We start from the raw sequence: 22402 nt of genomic DNA, 5'->3' as shown, positions 1-22402 counted from the left end.
TTTTGAATGAAGCACAGCAAACGAGCCACGCAAATTTAACATTTTAAAAACCCAAAAACTCCTTTAAATAATCAAATTATTTTTTATCCTTATCTCCTTCGTTAATCAAGCCTTGATTCCAGATTTTGATTTTATCAGAAGCCGCAACGCCACTTTTAACTTGAACATAAATTCCGTCACTAACACCTAAAACTAAATCTCTTCTCTGAAATTTTTGCGGTGCCATTTCAACTTCTACATAAGGTTTTTGAGTTTTCTTGTCAAACTGCACAAGCGATTCTTTAATTGCTAAAACTTTGTCTGCTTTTTCCAAAATAATCGATGCATTAGCACTTAAACCAGCTCTGATAAAAGTATCTCCTTTATTTTCTAATCTAGCTTTTATTTCAAACTGAATAGCGCCATTTTCTGTAACTCCTTTTGGCGCGATGTCTGTCAAAGTCGCGTCGAATTTTTTGTTTTCAATAGCTCCAACTGTAATTTCAATCGGCATTTTTTCTTTGATTTTACCTACTTCTGATTCGTCAATTTTTCCAATGAAAATCATTCTTCCCACATCAGCCACACTAGCAATTGTAGTTCCCTCGTTAAAATTATTACTTTCAATAACTTGGTTTCCAACTTTTACAGGAACCTGCAATACCATTCCGTTTACTGTTGAACGAATCAATGTATTTGCATAACTTCCTAAAGATGTTGTTGTTCCTGTTTTTACGATATCCAAACTTTGTTTTGCGGCCAAATAATTTTGTTTAGCTTGTTTATAAGCCACTTGAGTACGCGTCAAAATCATTTGCAGAAATTACATCCTTATCAAACAATGTTTTTTGTCTTTGATAGATTTTCTCTTGATTGTCCAATGCAATTTTTGCTGTCTGCACTTGATTTTGCGTACTGCTTACGTTTGAAACATTGGCAACAACTCTAATTTTAGCAATCATATCTCCAGCCTTAATTTTCTCTCCAGCTTTGATATACACTTCTTCAATAATTCCTGAGATATTTGGTTTGATTAAGACCTCTTCATCAGGCTGAATATTACCAGTTGCGATGGTATTTTTTACTATCGTTTTAATCTCTGCCTTTTCTGTTTGATAAACGATTGGTGACTCTTGATTTTTAGCATACAAATAATAAAGTGCACCAAAGAAAATTATTGCAATAAAGATTAAAATGGTTACGGTTACTCCTTTTTTCATTTTGTTTTTGGTTTAATCGATTATATTTTGATTGATAATTTATTCTGTTCGTAAAGCGTCAACTGGCTTCACATTAATTGCAGTTTGAGCTGGAATAAATCCGGCCAGCAAACCTGAACCCACTAATATTAATAAGGCAACAAATACAACTCCCAAATCTACGCTCGGACTCGCAAACATCGTATTGTCGCCTGGTGGCATGGAATCTAAAGCCATATTTAAAAGAGCGATGATTCCTGTGGCGACGGCAATTCCAAGCATTCCTGAAATAATAGTTAAAAAGATAGACTCCGATAAAATTTGTCCACGAATTGTCGCCGGAGTTGCTCCCAAAGCTCTTCTAATTCCAATTTCTTTTGTACGTTCTTTAACTACAATAAGCATAATATTCGAAATTCCGATTACTCCAGAAATCAGAACCAGAGTTCCAACAAAATAAGCAATGATTTTCAAGATATTAAACAAACTCTGCACTTTATTAAACTGCTCGTACAAATCGAAATTCCCAACTGCTCGGTCATCTGCAGGATTTATAGAATGCAAAGCTTTGATAATTTCAAGAATTTTCGGTTTTAAATCGGTAATCGATGTTTCATCTTTTGCTGTAAGTGCCATCCAACCTACTTTATCCCCATAATTAAAAGCTTGTTGGAAAGTTGTAAATGGAATAAATATATTCTTTTGTTCCTGTTCTGCATTTCCTCCTTGTTGTTTAGATTTATAAACCCCAACAACCATAAAATTTATGCTGTTAATTTTAATATAGGTTCCAATGCACTCTTCTTCTTTTCCATAAAGTTCGCTGATAACACCTTGACCAATCACGCACACTTTTCTTTTTCCTTCAATATCTTGTTGATTTACAAATCTTCCTTTTATGATATCCATCGGCTGTTGCTTAATCAGTTCCGGATAATCTCCATAAATGGTAAATGCCGATGTTTTTGTACCACGCACCACATTATTGGTCCCGTTAAAATCACCTAACTGATTTCTTGGTGAAACATATAATAAATCTGGCAAAGCGGCTTTTAATGCCGCAACGTCGCTATTTCTAAAATCATAACGGCGTGTTTTTGGCAATCCTTTATATGCTTTTGACGTTGTCTGACTCCACATGAACATTGTATTTGTCGCAATTCCGTCAAAACCTTTTTTATTCCATTTTCCAGCCCATTTCCTGCGCCTAGCAGAATCACCAAAATGAAAATTCCCCAAAAAACACCAAAAGCCGTCAAGATCGTCCTGAAAGGATTTGCGGTCAATGCCTGTAAAATTTCGTCCCAATTATCTTTCTTAAACATAATTATTCGTCTCTAAGTGCTACAATAGGTTTAATTTTGGCCGCTCTGTATGCCGGAAAAAACCAGCCATTGCGCCCGCGAATACAAGTAATACAAGTGTTGTCAATGCCACACTGAAATCGACTTCTGGATTTCTAAAATATTCGCTTTGTACCATTGGCCCAACAAATTCTAATAACATTAAACTCATCAACAATCCAACAAAACCAGCAATTGTGGTAATAAAAATAGATTCATGAAGTATCATTGTAATAATAGAAAATGGAGATGCACCTAATGCTTTTCGAATTCCAATTTCTTTAGTTCTTTCTTTAACTATGATCAACATAATGTTGCTAACTCCAACAACTCCGGCAATAATAGTACAAATACCAACCCACCAAAAGAACAATCTGATGTATAAATTCAAATCATAAAACTGTTTTGCATCTTTTACTGAATTGTATGCACCAATTCCACTATCATCATCAGGAGCAACCATGTTTTTGCTTTTCAACAAATCTTTTACATCCTGAGTAAATTTTTCAGATTGTGCCAATGCTTCATCATAATCATTAGTTTTCTTCAAGTTAAAAGACATATAACTAATTTTATCACCTCCACCAAAAGCTCTTTGCACAGTAGTTCTAGGTAAATACGCTCTGGATTCTTCTCTTTCTCCTCCAGGATCTGTAAAAATACCCACCACTTTAAAATTGACATTGTTGATTGCGATTTCCTTACCTAAAGCATCTTTATCTTTAAACAAATCTGTTTTGACTTTCATCCCAATCACTGCTACTTTTTCATTGTTAGCCAAATCGTTACTATTTATAAATCGTCCTTGAACAACTGTAAGATTTTCTACTGAACCATGATCAGGATCTACTCCTCTGAATTGATAACTTGCAGATTCTTTACCATAACTAATCGTACCACCCCAAAAATTATATGAAGCAGAACGCAAATCTAATTTATCCTCAAATTTTTGAACAGACTGATTATAATCACTATTTCTAAGCTGAATTTGTCTTCCCGGATTTAACCCTTTGTATTCTTTTGTTGTCGTTCCAGACCAAACCTCGATAAGTCCGGCAAGCATCGCGCTCAAACTGCTTTTCAATTCCATTCTGAAGCCCTTTTCCCGCTCCAAGCAAAATCACCAAAATAAAAATTCCCGATGCTACAGAAACCCCGGTAAGAAAAGTTCTTAACCGGTTTTTGGAGATTGCTTCAAATATTTCTTGCCAACGCTCAATATTAAACATAAGATGAAGCTCTAACTTGTTCTACTTTTTTATCATCGATAATTAATCCATCTTTCAGGACCACATTTCTTTTGCACATAGCGGCAATATCGGGTTCGTGCGTAACGATCAAAATAGTTTTACCTTCATCGTTAATTCCTTGAATAAGTTCCATTACTTCATAAGAAGTTTTAGTATCCAAAGCTCCAGTTGGCTCATCCGCAAGCAAAACTTTTGGATTTGAAGCTAACGCTCTAGCGATTGCAACACGTTGTTTTTGACCTCCTGAAAGCTCATTTGGCAAGTGGTGTGAATGAGAACCCAAACCCACTTTTTCCAAATATTTCATAGCAATGTCATAACGCTCTTTTCTTTTTATTCCTTGATAATATAATGGCATTGCCACATTATCAAGTGCACTTTTATAATTGATCAAATTAAAAGACTGAAACACAAAACCTAAAAATTTATTACGATATTTAGAAGCTATAGTTTCATTCAGTTTTTTAATTGGAGTTTTATCTAAAATATAACTTCCAGAATCAGCCTCATCTAAAATTCCCAAAATATTTAGGAGGGTCGATTTACCAGATCCTGAAGATCCCATGATAGCTACAAGCTCACCTTCTTCAATATTAAAATTTATCCCTTTTAACACATGCAGTTCTGAACTTCCCATTTTATAGGATTTATGCAAATCTTTGATTTCGATCATGGTATTGTTAATTTTTTAAAACAATAATAATATTTTTTATAAGTAAATTATGATAACAAAACGTTAATAATTTCATTTTAATATTTAAATAAGACGGCAGTCTTTCGCAATTGTTACACTTTTTTACAATTATTTAATTGTTTTCTTAATTTTGTGTCACTCAAAAAAATTGTACCAATGAAGCTTACTTCAATTTTCGCTTTATTTATAGTCTGCTGCAATCCTTGCTGGCTGTTCCACATCTCAAAAATTAGAAACTTTAAAACCAGAACCCGATGACGCTAGTCCGTTGGTTTATGACGCAAATCCGTCATTCATAAATTTGCCGATAAACGTAAAATTGGCTGATATCGAAAATCAGACAAATGCTCTTTTAAATGGATTAATTTATGAGGACAACAATATCGAAGATGACGACATTGAAATGAAAGTATGGAAACAGGCTCCAATAAAAATCCAGAACGATCCTTCAAATCCAGACAAAAAAATCAAAACTATTTTGCCTTTAAAAGCAACTGTAAAATATCGAATTGGAACAAAAAAACTAGGAGTTGAACTTTATGATACTCGTGAATTTAATTTAAATGGAGTTATCACATTATCGAGCGATGTTGCTTTGACGAATTGGAAATTAAACACTAAAACCGAATTCAAATCATTAGATTGGAATGAAAGTCCAACTATGATGGTCTTTGGGAAAAGTATGCCAATTACATATTTGATAAATCCAGCAATTTCAATTTTCAAATCAAAAATCGAAAAGAAAATCGATGAATCAATTGAAAAATCAATGGATTTCAAACCAAATGTTTTGACTGCGTTAGAAAAAATATGTACGCCATTTCAAATGAGCGATACGTATGAAAGCTGGTTACGAATTGCTCCAATTGAAGTTTATTCGACAAATGCAAAACTGAAAAATGATTCTTTTTTATTAGACATGGGAATGAAATGCAACATGGAAACCATTGTAGGGAAACAACCAGAATCTAAATTCAATGCGAATAAAATTGTTTTGAAACCTGTTGCTAAAATCCCAAATCAGGTTAGTGCCAATATTGCGGCAATCTCAACTTATGCAGATGCTTCCAAAATCATGACGAAAAATTTTGCCGATCAGGAATTTGGATCTGGAAGCAAAAAAGTGACTGTGAAAAATGTTTCCATTTGGCATAAAGATGGGAAGATGGTTATCGCGTTGGATGTTTTAGGCTCAATAAACGGAACATTATACCTTAATGGATTTCCGCAATACAATCCGCAAACAAAAGAAATTTATTTTGATAAACTCGATTATGTTTTGGATACCAAAAGCAAATTAATGAGAACTGCAAGCTGGCTTGGACAAGGCTATATTTTAAGAAAGATGGAAGCAAGTTGCCGTTATTCAATCCAGCCAAATTTGGAGGAAGGCAAAAAAAGCATGGTCGCGTATCTTAAAAACTATTCGCCAATGCCAGGTGTTTTTGTTAACGGTAAAATGGAAGACATTCAGTTTGACAAAATTCAATTGACAAATCAGGCGATTATCGCCTTCATAAAAATAAACGGAACGGTTAATGTCTCCGTTAATGGATTAAAATAAAAAAAGCAGTCTAAATTTAGACTGCTTTTTTCTTTTTAGACTGGTACATTCTGTAAATCAGAAAACCAATTATACCTACAAGTAAATACGGAATAACCATTAAATATACTATTCCGTCATTTACAGCTTCAGCCTTTTTTGTATTTGAATCTCCCGCCAACGCCGCACGACACATAGCACATTGCGCATTTGCAGAAATTCCAATAAGGAAAATACAAATTCCAAAAAACAACTTTTGAAGTTTAGAATTCAATATTTTAAAATTTGATATTTTATTTTTAATGCGCATAATAAGGGGAAATCATTAAGTAAACTACAACTCCTGTAACCGCAACATACAGCCAAAGCGGAAAAGTTATTTTAGCTAATTTTTTATGTCTGTCAAAACGTTGTGCTAATGCCCTAACATAAGTAAATAAGACAAGTGGAATAATTGCTATCGACAATAAAATATGCGTTATTAAAATAAAGAAATAAACATAGCGCAAAATACCTTCACCACCATATTTAGTAGAATCTGCCGTCATATGATATGCAACATACATCACTAAAAAAGCAACAGACAAAGCAATCGCAAAAGTCATTAAACGTTCATGCAAAATACGTTTTCCATTTTTAATTGCCATTACGGCCCAAACCAGTACAATTGCTGTTAAACCATTTATAGTTGCATAAATTGGCGGCAACATTGACAATGGTTCAACATTGTAACCAAAATCTTTTAGTTTTACACCAAATAAAATCGCTACCACAACCGGTATTACAACTGAAACCGCAATAATAAATTTATTGTATTTTTTTCTATCGAATTATCTTCCATTTTTATTCTGCTAATAATACTTTAATATCTTCTTGAATTTCTCTAACTCCTTTTTTATCTAATCCATCATAATACAAAATAGGATTTCCAAATTCATCTTTTCTGCATCGGATTTTACCGTCTTTGTCAATCAAGGCAAACAAACCTGAATGCTCAAAACCGCCGCTCACTTTATCATTTTCTCCAGCATACAAATTGAATCCTTTGTTAGACAAATCCATAATTGTGGCTTTATCACCTGTAAGGAAATTCCAATTTGAAGATTTTACTCCTATTAATTTCGCATGATCTTTTAAGACCTTTGGCGTATCATGATTGGGATCTATAGTAATTGAGACGATTCCAAAGTTTGGATTTCCAAAGAAAGTCTTTTCGATTTCCAACATGCTTAAATTCATCTTTGGACAAATTGAAGGACAAGTTGTGAAGAAAAACTCCAAAACATAAACTTTTCCTTTATACGTTTCATTTGAAACTTTTGCACCATCTTGATTCGTTAGTTCAAATTTAGGAGCTGGTCCAATCGTCAGCAATTTAGTTGCGTCTTTTGAGTCTTTCAAACCAACATTATCCAAGCGGTTTCCTTTTACAACTTCTCCGTTTTTAATTCTGTCAACAATTTTTGGCACTGCATAAATTCCAAAAATGAGAACGATAAACGAAATTCCGATGTATGATTTATTTTTAAACATGTAGGTAAAAATTAAAGTTGTTTAGTGGCATTGTGATTCTTTTTAAGAGTCGCGCGGTATTCGTATAAAATGATTTTGAAATCATCTAGCATTTCATTGCTCAACTCTGATGGATGAAAAGTATCGTAGCCTTCCTTATATTCATCTTTGTCTTTTCTGCCTCTTAGATTCCTTTCTTTATCGACAATAAAAACATTTGGAGTTCCAAGATTCTCATTTAATTTTCCTTTCAAATGAAGTCCATCATAAAACTTTTGAATTTCTTCCTTTGAAGCAAATACAAAATTCCAATTTTTAACATCTGTAAAAGGAGACAAAGCATCAACTATTTTTTGAGCTTCTTTTTCTGTTCCAAGCGGGCATAAAATCACAAACTGAAGATCTTCAAAACCGTTATAACGTTTGTAGATTTTTTCATTTAGATTAAAGTAATTTCCTCGGTTCTCTAAAATATTTGTACCTCCAAAACCAAGTACCGTAATTTTTTTATTAAGAGAAATCTTTTTTCCGTTTAATGAATTCCAATTTCCAAAATCAGCCACTTTAGGTGTTATTACAGGAAGTGTTGTGAAACTATTTACACCAGAAGCAAAAAATAAATAGGCTACAATTGGCAAAACAAAAAGTACAAAGAGAACTATATTTTTTTCATTGTTTATGCAGGAAAATATTGAGGTACAAAAATAAAAAAAGCTCCGCAAATCGGAGCTTCTTTTCGAATTAATATCATGTTAAAAATTCCATTTAATAGTAGAATCTTTAAAAACCCCATAAATATAATGTCCTTCTGTCAAAAGAATAAACAATAAATATAAAACTAGGAAAATAACAGGCGATACAACAGACCATCTAAGACTGCTTTTTTCACCTTCCATGTGCATAAATGCCCATACAATATAATATGCTTTGAAAATTGTAAGGATATAGAAAATCCAGTTCAGTAAATTCAAACCTACAAAATGATTACCTTCTAAAACTGCAGGTTTGTAGATACCAAGAATAACCTCTACTGTAGTTACTACTGATAGTAATGCAAAAACAAACCAGATTCTTTTTGTATTTGATACGTATTCGTGACCGTGTGCCATAATAATAAATCTTAAAAAATTAAACTAAGTAGAAAACTGTAAATACGAATACCCAAACTAAATCTACAAAGTGCCAGTATAATCCAACTTTCTCTACCATTTCGTAGCTTCTTCTTTTCTCGTAAGTTCCTAATAATACATTAAAGAAGATAATGATATTAATGATAACTCCAGAAAATACGTGGAATCCGTGGAATCCAGTGATGAAGAAGAAGAAATCAGCAAATAATTTACTTCCGTATTCATTTCTAGTTAAGTTCGCTCCTTCAACTACATATTTTGCAGTCGCTAAACGAGTTTCAGATTCTGCTCTAGTTAAAACATGTTTGCTTTTTTCCCGTTTGTTTCAATAATCTGCTCTGTTCTGATCAATAATTCAGGGTGTGCTTTAAAACCAGCTTGAACTTCAGCAACAGTATAAGTTGGTTGCGTTTCAGCATCTTCAACAAACCAAGTTCCATGACTTCTTGTCAAAGCTTCTCTTTGTTCTGGTAATTTTACAGCAAATGCTTCAAGAGCTACTCTTTTACCATCTTTGTCAACAAACTGCAATAAACTTCCACCTGCCGTTTCCACTGCGCCATATTCACCTTTAATGAAGTTTTTCCACTCCCAAGCTTGAGAACCAACGAAAATTAAACCTCCAATAATAGTCAAGAACATATAGATTGCAACCTTTGTCTTTTTTAATTGATGACCAGCATCAACAGCCAAAACCATGGTTACAGATGAGAAAATCAAGATAAAAGTCATTAAGGCTACATAATACATAGGAGCCTCAACGCCATGTAAAAATGGGAAGTGAGTAAACACTTCATCAGCCAAAGGCCAAGTTTCAATAAATTTAAATCTAGAAAAACCATAAGCGACAAGGAATCCAGAGAATGTTAAGGCATCTGATACGATGAAAAACCACATCATCATTTTACCATAACTTGCTCCTAATGGTTGGATATCATCTCCGCCTCCCCAAGTTTTTTCGTTGTTATTTGCAGTAGTAACTGTCGCTTCCATAAAAGATATTCGTTAAAAAGTTCCCAAATTTACGTTTTTTTCTTATTTAAAGAAATATAAAAATAAAAATAAATATACCCACAATAAATCCAAAAAGTGCCAATACATCGCACCTAGTTCTATACCAAGAGTTTGAGTCGAATTGTATTTTTGTTTAAAATGATTATAAATTATAATTAAAAGTGAAATTAATCCGCCAGCCAAGTGCAATAGGTGCGTTACAGTCACTACATAAAGAAAAGTTGTAGTAATTGAGCTACCTTGCCCTGTAAAATAATATCCTTTTTCAACGATTTGTCCAAATCCTTGAAATTGCAACACTACAAACAAAACTCCTAAAACCAAAGTTCCCAAAAGCAAAGCTGTAACTTCGCTTCTTTTGTCTTTCTGAATTGCCCTTTTTGCTAAATAAAAAGTAATACTGCGACCGATAATTACCGCTGTACTATAATAAAATGCTGATGGAAGTTCAAAATCCTTCAACCAGTCGGCTCTTGATTTACTTACCACAAATGCACTTGTAAGTCCTGCAAACATCATGGTCATACTCACCATGGCGAATAACAAAATCAGTTTTGCCGATTTTGATTTTCTTAATTGTTCCTCATTTGCTTTAATTGTCATTTCCATAACTATCTTAAAAATTTATCTACTATAAACACGATTTGCAATAGTGAAATGTACGATACACTCACCAGCATCAACGTTCTCGTCGCTTTTGCAGTTCTCAATTGATACAATTTCACTGCATAAAACAACATCCATAATCCCAACAAAAACACCAAAATTGTCGCAATTGGAGAAATAAACAATTGTCCTGTATAGCCCAAAACTGGAAGTAATGACGCTATAATAAGCCAAATCGTATATAAAATAACCTGCAAAGCCGTTCCTTTATCTTTTTTCCTGTTGGCAACATAAAGATTCCCGCTTTTTCATAATCTTCATACAAAAACCAGCCAATTGCCCAAAAATGGGGAAATTGCCAGAAAAACTGAATCAAAAACAAGGTTCCTGCTTCAATTCCAAACTCGCCTGTAGCCGCAACCCATCCTAACATAAATGGTATTGCACCAGGAAAAGCACCCACAAAAACAGATAACGAAGTAACTGTTTTTAATGGTGTATAGATACTTGTGTATAAAAATATTGAAATCGCGACAAACATTGCTGACTTAGCATTGATTGTGTAAAGCAAACTGATTCCGATAATCGTCAGCAGACTTGCCACAAACAAAGCCATTTTAGGAGACATACGTCCAGAAGGAACTGGACGGTTTTTGGTTCGATCCATTAAAGCATCGATATCTTTTTCAATTACTTGATTGAATGCATTTGACGCACCAACCATACAGTAACCGCCAATTGACAAAACAAGCAAAACACTCCATTTAAATGGGTGTTCATCATTTACACCTAATAAATATCCAGCAATTGAAGAGAACAAAACACTAATAGCCAAACCAGCCTTAGTAATCTCTTTGAAATCCAGAAATATTGATTTTAGTGAAATTGTATTTTTTGTAGCGTTCAAACCTTTATTGTTTGTATATTTTTTTTGAGTGCTTGCAAATGTACAAATTAGATTGTAGAATCTAAACCAATAAATTTAGATTTTTTTCAATAAAACCTTTACAAAATAAGGACTTGCAAATCTTTAACACAATTATTTCGAAAAATCCTATAAAAATCCTAGTAATCAAAATACCAATTGAAAATATCTGAACGCAATCCTATAGTAAACCAAGTCGTACTTTGTTTAAAAGTTGTTGGTGTATCTTGAGTCGGATCGAAGTTTCTATAAATAAAGCTTCCGAATAATTTTAGATTTGTCATTGGGTTAATCAAATAACCTCCTTGGATATCTGCAATAAAAACATCTGTTTTATTTCCTTGGCCAACTTTAACTCCTTTATCATATGGGCGTTTTACATCATAGCTTTTATAAATATCACCTCCATAATTGTAACTATCCTGTGCAGTATTAAAATCAAGTCCGCGTTTTCCAATATTAAACTTAGCATCACCAAAAAGACGACCTTTATGATATCTTCCAATTACTACAAGCTCATTGAAATTTCCGCCCCATTGATGTCCAATACTTTGATTATTGTGACCGTAATTTGTAATTACTGCACTATGCGAGTACACATAAGGACGAACATGATTGTATTCTACCTGCAATAAAAGATCTTTTACATCAAATGCGTTGAAATATTTCCCTCCAATTTGAAAACCAAATTTGTTTTTCCAGCTTTGATCTCCAGCCTTCACATCAGAAACTGAAAATTCATCAATCAAAAATTGCGAATATAAATTTATACTGTTATTCCATTTGTATTTCCCTGTAATCCCCAACATCGCGTTTCCACTTCTTGAAGAAGAAGTAAACTCAACAGTTCTGTAAAAAATAATTGGGTTTACAAAATTGACATCAAATCCTCTATTATTTGTATCTGTCCAAACCACCGATTCAAAGAAACCTAAATTCAATCTATTTGAAACATTCCAACTTAAATAATGGTTTGCCATAAATTTTGTTGCGTATGTTTTATCAACCGTAACCTCTGGACGGACATCTTTGAGCCACATGTATGTATTTGTGTATTTGATTTTCCAGAAAGTCGTATTAATTTTAAAATACGGATATGGGCTCGCTCCATCACCTTCTAGCAATGAACGATATCCATCACCAATAAAATTCCTTCCATAACCCAACTGAAGATCAAAAAACTTATATGGAGCATATGTAATATCGGCTTCAGCCAAAGGAAAATCATACGCATCTGTTTTAAAACGCTTTGCAATACCAACTCCTGGAATAATCGCCGGATTTCCTCCAGATGGCTTTAATGATTCAGCATAATCGTTAAAATATCCTGCAAAACGACCTTGACTTTCAAAAATTGTCGTTGTGAAGTTTAATTTTTTGCCAAGACCTCCTCTAAAATTTAGAGCACGTGTATTTACATACGTATAAGAAGCATCAAGATCTGAAGCTTTTCCTAACTGCAAATCAACAATAGGGTTTAAAGCCAGCCAATAATCTTCTCCTTGAATTTGCACTAAATTTTCATTCCACCATTTTCTTCCCAGCCAAGTTGTAGCCTTCTTTTGAAGCGACTCGTTTACAGCTCTTAAATTATAATATTTCGAAACCTCGGTATAAGTGTACGGCTTTGAAGCAGTATGGCTATTACTTCCTACCTGATTCATAGCACCATCAAATTGTGCGTAATAACTATGAGAAAAAGGAATATTTAAATAACTATCAAACTCTGGATTATTGTATTTTTTGTACACAATACTATCCAATTCCGTCATAGGCTTTTCAGCTGGCTTTAAAATTTGCGATGCCGCCAAAGCTTCCGCCGCTAACTGTTCAGAACTTTTTAAAGGAATATTAATCGTAATGGTGTACTTTGAATATGTAGGCTTTCCGTTGTAAGTTGACGGCTTGATTGTTGGAAACTTTGCAAAAACACGTTTTGCGGCTTCAGACAACTCCTCATTTGCAGTATTTACATAAATCACTTTAAAAGCTCCCGTCGCATCAACTTCAAAAAGCACTTTTACCTCTCCTTTGTAATTTGCCTGCTTTAAATTTTCAGGTACTTCAAAATTCTGAAAAACAAAATCCTGAACTTCTTTGTAAAAACAATCTTCTAATTTTTTATCCATTAAATTTTCGCAATTCTGAAAAACAGGAAACTGTTCACTTGTAAATCCAGATTTTACCGAAGTAGCATTATTTTCTTGTGCAAAAACAAACAAAGAAGTCATCATTAAAACAAAAGTAAGGGCGCTTTTGTTTATTAAGTAGGTTTTGGTTTTCATTTAATATTGATTTGGGGTATTCTCTCCGTTAGCAATTGCCTTTGTCGCTGAAGTTCCAATTCGTTTAACTCCTAAACGAATCATTTCTATTGCATCATCATATGATCTCACACCGCCCATACTTTAACTGGCAATGGCGATGCATTTTCTAACATTATAATAATTACGGGAACCGTAGCTCCATTTGGCAAACCATTTTCTGTTTTATAAAAACCAGTGGATGATTTTACAAATACTGATTCGTAATTCTCTTCTTTAAAATTAGATATCACAACATTTTTTATCAAAGCTGACAGCTGAATAATTTCTTTATCTGTCAAGGCGACTGTTTCAATAATCCACTTTACAGTTTTATTGTGAGCTAAGCCAATTTGAGTACCTAATAAAATTTCATTTTTAACTAAGGCAATGTCACCATTTTTGAAAGCTTCATAATTGCAGACAAAATCCAAATCATCTGCCCCGTTTTCAATAGCTTCATTTGCCTCTTTAATTTTGGTTTCTAAATCTGATTTGCCTTCTGGAAAATCAATTACAGTACCAACAAGTAAAGCTGAATGAGCTTTCAAAATCATTTTTTTAGCTAAGCTGACCTGTTCTGGTCGAATCATAATCAATTTAAATCCTTCCGCAATTGCTTCTTCAATTACTTTTTCAACGACAGCATTATTTTCTGCTTCTGAAAGCCCAGCTTGCGAAGCAGTTTTAAGATACGTTGAATCAAGGTATTGCTTAATGTTCATGATTTTCTATTTCATCAGATCGGCACAAAAATACATTTTAAATTCAAAAAACAGCACTATTATTAGGCTTCATTTTAGGATAATAAAAAACCCACCGAAGTGGGTAATTATATTCCTATTATTTTATCGATCTGCTTCCTAAAACCTATAGCAGAAAATACTCCGGCAGTCGCACCAATTGTATTTGCTAAAACATCTGTTACATCTGGAGTTCTCGTAGTTGTCAAAACTCCCTGCAAAATTTCAATTGTAATTCCAAAGAAAACTGAAAATATAAACGAAATCAGATAGGCTTTATAATCATTTGAATGTTGCCCTTTAAGTTCTTTTTTGAAAAACAAAATCCACGAAATCGTAAATCCAAAATGAAAACAAAAATGAACAATCTTGTCTATACTTGGAAAATCTATTGCTGGAATATTACCTGAATTTGTCAAACAAAAATAAGTAATGATGCCTGAACAAATAATTGCCCAAATTAAAAGAAGTTGTTTAGGCACCGATAAGTTGTTTGTAAGTCGCGTCAGATAATAATGTATCTATTTCAGATGCATCAGCAATTTTAATTTTGATCATCCATCCTGCTCCATAAGGATCAGAATTTACCGTTTCTGGAGCGCTTTCTAAATCATCATTGAATGCAATAATTTCACCTGTTAAAGGCAAAAATAAATCTGAAACCGTTTTTACAGCCTCAACAGTTCCAAAAACCTCATCTTTTGAAAGTGTCTGATCTAAAGTTTCTACCTCAACATACACGATATCCCCTAACTCTTTTTGTGCAAAATGAGTAATTCCTACAGTCGCAACATCTCCATCGATGCTAACCCATTCGTGATCTTTTGTGTACTTTAAATTTGCTGGTATGCTCATAATAGTATGTTTGAAAATTGATAATTTAATAAATAAGTCACAAATGTAATAATCTTCTAATAAAATTTAGTTCAGAATCCTAAATTTAATTTCCGAAATTATATCTGAGCGTAAATCCTGACCTAATATTTGTAAGCGGGAAAGAAGTCGAAATAACTGCTTTTGAAAATGAATGGTCATAATAAAATATCGCTGTCAAATTTTTGCTGAAAGCATAATCTGCTGTTAATTTTAATGCCCAAATATTTTGACCCGCCGCCAATTGGTTATTGTCATAATCTAAATAACGCACTAATGTTTGATTATTTCGATATGAAAAATCGGCTTTTATATTAATGTCACTTTTTATAATTCCTGTTGGGTTATCGGCCAATCGAGATGAAAAGATAACATCTTTAAAACGATATCCCATACCTACCACGTATTCAACTCCTCGCACTTCAGTCAATAAATTATTATCAAAACTCATTGATAATGCACGATCTCTTTTTACTTCTGTCAACAAACGGAATGAATTTTTCAGCTCAAAATCAACACGAATCAGCGGGCTGAATTGCTCTACCAAATTGACATTTGACATTATCGTGCCGTTGTAGAAATTCGTATTAACATCTTGACCATTTGGGTTTTCATGATAATCAAAGTTAGATCTAAACTGATTTATTGTATAAGATGCACGGTAGTTATGCTCGCAATGAGAAACGTCTAAATTTATCTTTGAAATACTTATAACGCATCAAACCATTGTATTTTATACTCCAGTTTGGAATCGGGAAACTTCTAAATATATCTGTAGAACTGCTCGATGCATTTCCTCCTGAATAAGCCGCCAAAAATGATGGCAATAAAACAGCCTGGTTACTTTTTGTGTAACCAATTGGATACCCAACATTCGCAGTATAAATAGCATAATTTGGATCACCAACCGCCGGAATTGGGTTGTTTGCATCTCCATACCTTGGTATTTCATTTCCTGCACCATAGTGCTCTTCAGCCAAACGATTGGCAATAACCAAACGATTATTTCTAAACTCGTCAAATGCCGCAGATTGTGTTTCATTGCTTGTAGCAAAAGATGTTTTAATCAACACAGTTGAAATCGAAAACATTCCATACGTATATGGCGACAAAGGCGTATATTCTCCATTTATCACACTATATTGTTCTGATGAATTTTGCGAATAAGCACGATCCATAGCCAAATCAATTTTTAAATCAGGCAATAAATCAATATTTGCCGTTACCTTCAAAAGCTTATTTGTAACCTGTGTGAAATTTTGGTTGAAATTCTCGTAATTAGTCAACCAACCATTTTTTGCAGATTCATAACGAACATCATCTTGGCTTCCAAAAATAAATCCTAATGAAGGTTTTGATGTACCGAAGAAACCAATACTAGGTGTATAACCCGGCAATACGGTTCCGCTATTTTTAGTATAATTAACCTGAACGGTTTTTAGACTTGTTAAAACACCAATCAAACCATCATAAAACGGACTATTATTAGTCGCCACTGTTTTTGTTGGAGTACTTACCACTTTTTCCCCTGGTTTTGGCGGACCAGCAGGTTTAGGTTGTGAAGCTTTTTTGCACCAGGTGTAAGTCCAAGATATTTATACAACAAATTCATATTTAAAGTTGAAGACAATGTATTTGAATTTGCATTCTGAATCGTATTTCCTAAATTGTACTGAACTCCATTATCATCAACAAATTCAGCCATTGCCGTAGAAGAACGTTGCCAACTATAATCTGCTTTGTATTCATAATTCGCTTTTACGAAACTCAAAACTGGAATTTTATTAAGCGGAATTTCATAATTCAGCACTAATTGTTGCATATGTTGATTTGGAGTTCCTAAATCAAAATAATCATCCCAGATATTAAAATCTTCTTTTGGCGTTTTATCTTCATTCAAATAATTTTTCACAATATTATTTGATGCTCGCTGTATAAGTTAACTTTAACGATTTGGTTAAATTGAAACCAAAGCCATATTGGTAATTAAAAGCAAAATTTCTTCTATAAAGCGGGTCAAGACCAATTCCTTCAACTTCAACAAGCCTGTATTGCTGACGGTTGCTTTGTCTTAAAATATTTGTATTGAATGTGATATTTGAAGGCAAATAATTAAAATTGAAATCGCTCAGCATTTTCCAATAATCACTTTTTTCATGAATTTGGTCTGCTTGAATGGCACAACTTCTTTTGGCTGAAAATTATAGGCATAATTCACAGCTGAATTGGATTGTTGGTCACGATAATCTTCTACTTCATAATCATGACGCGCTACTTCATTATATGATTGTGAGAACGTGAAATTTTCTACATCATAAACATGAGGTTTTTGCTCTGGAGCTCTGTCTTTTCTAACACCAATAAAGTTGATACTCTTACGTTTTGTATAATCTACTGCACGAGTTCTAATATTGTCTTTCTCTGCCGGATCAGTAGTTTCTTTAATCAACTGATCTAATTTGATATCCTGATTGAATGGATCATATTCTGGCGTAATAACTTCTTCACCAATAGCATAGTTAAATGGCAAATTAATTCCCCATTTATGAGGCATTAATTTTCCTAAATTCAAATTCGTTACAATATTATATTGCTGAATATCTTCTCTGTCTCTTTCGTTTGCACCTTGCTCTAAAGATCCAAAACCAATCGTGCTTTTTCTTCCCGTTGCAGAAACTGTTGCAAAATCAGCCATATTGGTATCCACATTCAGCAATGCGCCCATTCCGCCTTTATTGTCCAAATCTGACATTCGAAGTTCATTGAACCAAACTTCTCCTTTTATATCTTTATGATCAGCCCTACTCTTAACTCCGACCATCAAATTTCTAACCAAACCAAAATTCGGATTTCCCTTAATACCTAATCTTAATTTACTGTCACCATCACCTCCACTTGAAGCTAAATCCGGGTCATCATCAGGATAATATACCCCATTGATATCTCTTTTTGGAGAGTTAACATCCAAAGGCATAGCCTTGATTTTCATACGAGTTAATAATTCAAGCGCCAAATCAATGTTATTTTCTTCCATCCAAACCAAATCAGGACTTATAGTACAAGAACCTCCTGTTGGTGTCACTTTTAAGGGAATTTCGACTTGATAGTAGTTTTGTGTGAAATCATTACCAAAACGAATAAAACCAACCATTTCGTCGTCTAATAAATTCGCTTCATTTGGCAATGATTCTGCATGCAGGAACATTTTTAACTTTTTGTATTGACGCATATCAACACTTACATTTTTGAAAACTGCTCTTGAATCCAAATACTGCAATCCGCCACCTCCAATTCGCACTGCTAAAGCTTGTTCATTTTGGTTGATTATGGTATTATTGTTATACAATTGCTCTCTTTGAACTCCTGGAGGTATAACATAATTTACTGGACATTTTGTACCGTTCTCCTGAATGTTAACTGCCGCAACATCAAACTGAACGCCATCATCATCTGGATTTGGATCGTTTGCATCAAGTGTTCCAGTATATTTTCTCCATTCACCTCGCACTAAATCCAAAGCTCCAAAACGAACTGTCATTTGATCATTAAAACCAGTCATAAACATACGCATGAAACGAATCGATCTAAAATCAGATATGTTTCCAATTGTATTTTGAGGAGATGCTACTGGGATCTTAAACTGAATCCATCTTGCAGTTGTAGTTCCACCATTTGGCAATTCGACATTACTTACTTCACGTATATCTGTAATATAATTTGATCCAACTTGCATTCCTGGCTTAAGTTCAACACTGTATTCATAATAAGCATTAATAGTGCTCATGGTATTATCACGATTAATATCCTCCACATCTGGCAATGTTGTAGAACCACGATTTGGATCATCAATGCTTACAGCTGAATTATTTTCTGTACCATTGTATCTTTTGTAACGATCGAGAACTCCTCCTTCAACATTTAAATAATATTTATAGTTATCTGCGGCGGGATCTTCTTCGTTTGAGTAATTAGTATAAATTGAGCCTTCTTTAGCATCCGGCAAACCGTCAAGACCAACATCTTGATTTCTACGATTATCTGGATTAGTATCAAATGCATAGATCAAAGACTGCGAAGCCGGCACATCTCCCCAAATCGGTTGTGGATTTACCATTACTTGATCAGGACCTAAACCATTTTCGTATTGTTTTCTGCCATCTTTTAAAACATCTTCTGAAATTTCACCTAAGTTGAAATAAATTTTCCCAGTATTATTTGCTGGTGCTTGTCCATTTCCTACATAAGGATCTAATACCCAAAATTGAATATATTCAACATTTCCTTGCTCAAAATTGGTCGAGTTTAACGCACGCATAATTCCCCCGAAATTAGAAGACGGATTATTCGTTCCGAAATTTGGGTCATTATTATAAGGTCCTCTATCTGATGGAAAATAGGTTAAATCAAGCGTATTAATTACTTGAATCTGACCTTGTGCAATATCTGTATTCGGATATAGCTCTTTACTATAAATTCTTCGGGTTGTATTTAAAGATAAATCATCGTTTGAAATTCCGCTTGGTTTTGACGAATAAAAAACGGGATCAATAGTGTACCACGCCAATTTTGCACGTTTGAAACCGTAATCTAATGTATTCGAATTAGCATTAAAAGTATTATCGTTTATTGAACCCACAAAAGGTGTCGAAGCCAAACTCCATGCATAAGCAGACCTCATATCAATAGTAGTTTGCGAACCTTCAAAATCATCAACATAAATAGTTGCTTCACCTTCAAAATCGCTTGCTTTTGGCGCATCAGGCTTTAGAAAAGCAACTTCACCACGAATCGAAAGATTTGATGGAACATCGGTATCAATATTTGGAAGTTTATTTACTAATCTTGTAAAAAATGGAACCTCAGTAGCATAATTTCCATTGAATCCGAAAATTGTATTGTTCACAGATTCTTGACCGTAGCTTGATTTTTGCGTAAATGGCTTTTCAGACATTTTTAAATAAGAACCTCCAACAACAAATTTATCTGAAATTTTATGCTCAACATTGAAACCTATAAACCTTCTAGTTTGTTGGCCAAAAATTGAGTTATTCTCTAACGAAACTTCGATTGGTGTATTTGAAGCTTGAAGTGAAGGATCTAAAATTTGAACACGTCCTAATTGATAATCGACGCTGTAATCAATTCCTTCAACCAATCTTCTTCCCGCCGCCATTACCACAACAGATCCTTGAGGCACATTGAAAGCTCCAATCGGGATTCCGTTGCTTCCTGAAGATTTGTATTTTCCTCGTAATAAGAATTTATTCTTGTCACTATCCTGTAAAGCACCAGATTGCGTATTGCGATACATGTTTCTAAATACATATTTCTGCTGATTCGCATTATATGTACTCGGATCATTATAGGTTTCACCAGAACCTTGATTTTGCAATTTTTTAAACAACAGTTCCCCAAAAGGCTCTTTTGTAGTAAAAATAATTCTACCGTTTTGAACATCAACCGTAATACCTGGCAAGTAGTCAAAGAAACCGTCTCCACCTGTTTGTGGATCGTTATTGTAGTTCAATTTATCCAAATTAAAGACATTCAATAAAGGTGTCTGATCTACTTTATTGTCTGGCGTTGGATTAGATGGAAAAGAAGTTCCTGCAACTGGCGAAATATAGTTTATAGGAGAAGGATCTGTATATAGAATGTTCATTCTAAAATCATCCTGCTTAATTTGATAAGCTTGCGGAATTTGATAAACGTTTTTCATCATCAAGTTCCAAACTGGATTTTGCACATTTGTCAAATTGCTCTTCAGCATTTTCAAAATCAAACTCTGAGTAATAATCGCCTGATTTGAATTATTGTTTCCTGTAACAACAGTTGCATCAACTCCATCACTTCCAAATTCCCCTACTTGATAAATCTTGCCTCCTTCAGTATATTCATAAGCAACAGCCAAAATTTCATCATTTGCCAAACGTTGTTGCAACGATATATATCCTAACTGTGGATTAAAAGTAAATTCGTTTGCGGTTAATTTTCTAGCATTTTCTAATATCGAATAATCAGTTCCTTCGCTAACATTTGTATTGTTAAATCCTGATTTTGCCGTAACAATTTCTCTGATGTTTGAATTTAAAAATGAGCCTGACTGTCCAATTGCTTCTGGATTATAAGCATTGTTCTCATTTTCTGCAGGAGAATCGATAGGTATTGAAGGATTAAAGAATCCTGTTGTTGAACTGATCACTACAACTTCATTATCTGGAACACCACTTAAACGGCCTTCACCTAAATCTTGAAGTGCGACTATGTTACGAAGGTTATTGTTAGTTGTACTTACTCTGTTTTGTTTGTTGGTTACCCAAACTTCGATCCGAGTAATTTGAACACGACTATTTATTACCGGATATGTTTTTAATGACTCATCATATTTATCTCTAAAATATTGTGACAAGAAAAAGTGTCTGTCATTGTCATAATCCAATGCATATAAATCAAAGTTTTGAACTGTACCACCTCCTTCGGCTACAACACTCTTCGTTTGGGATTTTTGTTCAGAGAAAACACCTGTAATTGTCGTTTTGCCAAATTGCAATTGAGTTTTCACCCCAAATAAACTTTGTGCTCCACGAATCAATGTACTGTTTAAAGGCATGCTAACATTACCCACTTCGACTTTCTGAATGATATCATCTTCTGAAGGCGTGTAGGCAAGTTTAAATAAGTTTTGAAAAGCAAATGTGGATTGGGTGTCATAATTAGCATTTACTTCTAAACGCGTACCCACTTTTCCCATCAAACTCATACTGATACGCTGATCAAAGTCAAACGTAAGACTGGATCTGTTTCTAGGTGAAAATGAAGGATTGTCTTGCTTGGTGTATCGTATACCCAAATCCATCTCTACAGAACCTGTGGGCTTTACATCGATTGTATTGCTTCCAAAAATACTTTCAAAGAAGTTTGAATTTACGTAATATCTTGGTAATAAATTCTTTTTTGTCGCTTCACTACCCGCTTTTTTCCCATCAATTGCATCAGCTTTTTTCTGAAATACTCTCGTCGAGATTCTTTCAAAACTAAATCCTCGTACTCTTTGGGTGTTAAAATAATAGGATAGTTGACAGGAAAGCCGTCAACCGAATTGGTATAAATATAACGATCTGAAATTGGATCGTATTTATATGCCGATAGTATGCTTGGAGGATCCTTCAGCTCTACTTTTCCTGTAGAATACTGAGTTTTGGTTGTATCTTGAACTGCCGGATTTACTTGCGCTCGCAAAACATTGCCGCAAAATAAAACCAGTAAAAAAATACAAATTTTACGCATA

The 22402-nt window shown here is 33.9% G+C and carries 11 protein-coding genes and 7 pseudogenes; 1 reads left to right on the top strand and 17 read right to left on the bottom strand.

All coding sequences use genetic code 11. The features are described 5' to 3' along the window. Positions 1–76 precede the first annotated feature (76 nt). The 4 genes and pseudogenes from ACQ9BO_RS06320 to ACQ9BO_RS06305 all read right to left on the bottom strand — a co-directional run bounded on the left by ACQ9BO_RS06320 (position 77) and on the right by ACQ9BO_RS06305 (position 4444). Positions 77–1199 (bottom strand): annotated as a pseudogene (locus ACQ9BO_RS06320) (efflux RND transporter periplasmic adaptor subunit). A gap of 39 nt (positions 1200–1238) precedes the next feature. Further along, positions 1239–2503, bottom strand: a pseudogene (locus ACQ9BO_RS06315) (ABC transporter permease). Between the two features lie 2 nt (positions 2504–2505). After that, positions 2506–3750, bottom strand: a pseudogene (locus ACQ9BO_RS06310) (ABC transporter permease). Continuing rightward, a complete protein-coding gene (locus ACQ9BO_RS06305) occupies positions 3743–4444 on the bottom strand; it encodes an ABC transporter ATP-binding protein (protein ID WP_431244031.1) in 702 nt (233 codons plus the stop codon). The pseudogene ACQ9BO_RS06310 and the gene ACQ9BO_RS06305 overlap by 8 nt, the downstream one beginning before the upstream one ends. A 220-nt stretch (positions 4445–4664) precedes the next feature. On the opposite strand from ACQ9BO_RS06305, the gene ACQ9BO_RS06300 reads away from it, so the two are divergent. Next, positions 4665–6029, top strand: a complete 1365-nt coding sequence (locus tag ACQ9BO_RS06300; RefSeq protein ID WP_431245079.1) for a DUF4403 family protein — start codon at positions 4665–4667, stop codon at positions 6027–6029. Positions 6030–6045: 16 nt separating this feature from the next. On the opposite strand, the gene ACQ9BO_RS06295 is transcribed toward ACQ9BO_RS06300, so the two are convergent. The 13 genes and pseudogenes from ACQ9BO_RS06295 to sprA form a co-directional block, all read right to left on the bottom strand. Continuing rightward, positions 6046–6318: a hypothetical protein gene (locus tag ACQ9BO_RS06295; protein ID WP_431244030.1), complete on the bottom strand. Its 273-nt coding sequence runs from the start codon at positions 6316–6318 to the stop codon at positions 6046–6048. Further along, positions 6308–6781: a DUF420 domain-containing protein gene (locus tag ACQ9BO_RS06290; RefSeq protein WP_431244029.1), complete on the bottom strand. Its 474-nt coding sequence runs from the start codon at positions 6779–6781 to the stop codon at positions 6308–6310. The genes ACQ9BO_RS06295 and ACQ9BO_RS06290 overlap by 11 nt, the downstream gene beginning before the upstream one ends. A gap of 70 nt (positions 6782–6851) precedes the next feature. Further along, positions 6852–7541, bottom strand: a complete 690-nt coding sequence (locus tag ACQ9BO_RS06285) for an SCO family protein (protein ID WP_431244028.1) — start codon at positions 7539–7541, stop codon at positions 6852–6854. An 11-nt stretch (positions 7542–7552) separates the two neighbouring features. Next, positions 7553–8158, bottom strand: coding sequence for a hypothetical protein (locus ACQ9BO_RS06280; RefSeq protein WP_431244027.1), 606 nt, complete (start codon positions 8156–8158; stop codon positions 7553–7555). 114 nt (positions 8159–8272) lie between these two features. After that, positions 8273–8629, bottom strand: coding sequence for a cytochrome C oxidase subunit IV family protein (locus tag ACQ9BO_RS06275; protein WP_431244026.1), 357 nt, complete (start codon positions 8627–8629; stop codon positions 8273–8275). A gap of 19 nt (positions 8630–8648) precedes the next feature. Then, positions 8649–9643 (bottom strand): annotated as a pseudogene (locus tag ACQ9BO_RS06270) (cytochrome c oxidase subunit 3). A gap of 42 nt (positions 9644–9685) precedes the next feature. Continuing rightward, complete coding sequence (locus ACQ9BO_RS06265) at positions 9686–10273, bottom strand: cytochrome c oxidase subunit 3 (RefSeq protein ID WP_431244025.1); 588 nt, start codon at positions 10271–10273, stop codon at positions 9686–9688. 2 nt (positions 10274–10275) lie between these two features. Beyond that, positions 10276–11177, bottom strand: a pseudogene (cyoE, locus tag ACQ9BO_RS06260) (heme o synthase). 158 nt (positions 11178–11335) lie between these two features. After that, positions 11336–13480 (bottom strand): energy transducer TonB, encoded by a 2145-nt coding sequence (locus ACQ9BO_RS06255; protein ID WP_431244024.1) that lies wholly within the window; start codon positions 13478–13480, stop codon positions 11336–11338. Continuing rightward, positions 13481–14223: pseudogene (deoC, locus tag ACQ9BO_RS06250) on the bottom strand (deoxyribose-phosphate aldolase). 107 nt (positions 14224–14330) lie between these two features. After that, positions 14331–14723 (bottom strand): VanZ family protein, encoded by a 393-nt coding sequence (locus tag ACQ9BO_RS06245; protein ID WP_431244023.1) that lies wholly within the window; start codon positions 14721–14723, stop codon positions 14331–14333. Then, complete coding sequence (gene gcvH, locus ACQ9BO_RS06240) at positions 14716–15096, bottom strand: glycine cleavage system protein GcvH (RefSeq protein WP_431244022.1); 381 nt, start codon at positions 15094–15096, stop codon at positions 14716–14718. The genes ACQ9BO_RS06245 and gcvH overlap by 8 nt, the downstream gene beginning before the upstream one ends. Positions 15097–15181: 85 nt before the next feature. Further along, positions 15182–22401: pseudogene (gene sprA, locus ACQ9BO_RS06235) on the bottom strand (cell surface protein SprA). Position 22402: the final 1 nt, after the last annotated feature.

It is taken from the genome of Flavobacterium sp. P21 (assembly GCF_050632225.1).
Lineage (GTDB): Bacteria > Bacteroidota > Bacteroidia > Flavobacteriales > Flavobacteriaceae > Flavobacterium.
This window is presented reverse-complemented; position numbering and strand designations above follow the sequence as displayed.

Excerpts from the sequence above, each read along its gene's own strand:
- gcvH (WP_431244022.1), bottom strand. The coding sequence starts at position 15,096 with ATGAGCATACCAGCAAATTTAAAGTACACAAAAGATCACGAATGGGTT.
- ACQ9BO_RS06305 (WP_431244031.1), bottom strand. The coding sequence starts at position 4,444 with ATGATCGAAATCAAAGATTTGCATAAATCCTATAAAATGGGAAGTTCA.
- ACQ9BO_RS06255 (WP_431244024.1), bottom strand. The coding sequence starts at position 13,480 with ATGAAAACCAAAACCTACTTAATAAACAAAAGCGCCCTTACTTTTGTT.
- ACQ9BO_RS06285 (WP_431244028.1), bottom strand. The coding sequence starts at position 7,541 with ATGTTTAAAAATAAATCATACATCGGAATTTCGTTTATCGTTCTCATT.
- ACQ9BO_RS06265 (WP_431244025.1), bottom strand. The coding sequence starts at position 10,273 with ATGGAAATGACAATTAAAGCAAATGAGGAACAATTAAGAAAATCAAAA.
- ACQ9BO_RS06275 (WP_431244026.1), bottom strand. The coding sequence starts at position 8,629 with ATGGCACACGGTCACGAATACGTATCAAATACAAAAAGAATCTGGTTT.
- ACQ9BO_RS06295 (WP_431244030.1), bottom strand. The coding sequence starts at position 6,318 with ATGCGCATTAAAAATAAAATATCAAATTTTAAAATATTGAATTCTAAA.